Here is a 576-nt window from a genome sequence, read left to right as displayed (position 1 = left end):
AATTTACGCAAGAGAAATACAACAATTCAACCTAAAATTATAATATGATGAAAAGATTATTGTTAGTGATGTGTGGTTGGCTTGGAGGAATAAGTCTGTTGAACGCTCAACAACTATTCCCTGGGCAACAAGGATTGGAGGCAAGTATAAACTTGCTTCCAACTTCCTTAACACTCAATACTAAAGCCTATGACATTCGATTGGGCTACATTCGCTATACCCGTGAAGGGGATTATTGGCAGTTTGCAGTGGCTTACACTCGTAATGTTTATACCTATCGAGAACAGTCTTTACCCATTGAAACCTTTACTTCCGAAGGTGGTTACTCGTTAAACCTTATTGGGAATAGTAGCCGAAATGTATCCCTAAATGTTGGATTGAGTGGTGTAGTAGGCTACGAACTCATCAATCAAGGAAATCATACGCTATTTGATGGTGCGGTCATCAATAATAAAGATGCTGTGGTTTATGGAGGATTAGCAAGGCTACGATTAGAGCGTTATCTGGTAGGAGATGTACTTGTCTTCCTACAAGGGCAAACACAAATGCTATGGGGAACACAGAGAGAACAGCTGC

At 40.3% G+C, this 576-nt stretch carries 1 protein-coding gene; it reads left to right on the top strand.

The window, feature by feature from the left end; translation table 11 throughout:
- Positions 1–152: 152 nt before the first annotated feature.
- Positions 153–576 (top strand): conjugal transfer protein TraO (locus VQ048_RS12430; protein ID WP_327611956.1); only part of this gene is annotated, 424 nt, incomplete at its 3' end.

It is taken from the genome of Bergeyella anatis (genome assembly GCF_036016955.1).
Lineage (GTDB): Bacteria > Bacteroidota > Bacteroidia > Flavobacteriales > Weeksellaceae > JAYWXI01.
Note: the sequence above shows the minus strand (reverse complement) of the source record. Positions and strands in the feature narration are given on the sequence as shown.